Annotated in this window: 1 protein-coding gene; it reads left to right on the forward strand. The window is 64.2% G+C overall.

The genetic code is table 11. The features are described from left to right. Window positions 1–439: citrate/2-methylcitrate synthase (locus H7U32_RS10410; protein WP_275051250.1), on the forward strand; the 439-nt coding region annotated here is incomplete at both ends.

Here is a 439-nt window from a genome sequence, read left to right on the forward strand (position 1 = left end):
ACGTGGAGAACTTCCTCCGCCTGTGCTTCGGCGTGCCGGCCGAGGAATACGACATCGACCCGGACGTGGTCAAGGCCCTCGACCTGCTGCTCATGCTGCACGCGGACCACGAGCAGAACGCCTCCACCTCGACGGTGCGCCTGGTCGGCTCCACCCAGGCCAACCTGTTCACCTCGGTGTCCGCCGGCATCAACGCCCTCTACGGCCCGCTGCACGGTGGCGCCAACGAGGCCGTGCTGAACATGCTCCGGAAGATCAAGTCGGAGGGCATCACGCCCGAGGACTTCATGGAGAAGGTGAAGAACAAGGAGGACGGCGTCCGTCTGATGGGCTTCGGGCACCGCGTGTACAAGAACTACGACCCGCGGGCCAAGATCATCAAGAAGACCGCCGAGGACATCCTGGGCAAGATGGGCGGCAACGACGAGCTGCTGGAGAT

It is taken from the genome of Bifidobacterium pullorum subsp. saeculare (assembly GCF_016899725.1).
Classification (GTDB): Bacteria; Actinomycetota; Actinomycetes; order Actinomycetales; family Bifidobacteriaceae; genus Bifidobacterium; species Bifidobacterium pullorum_C.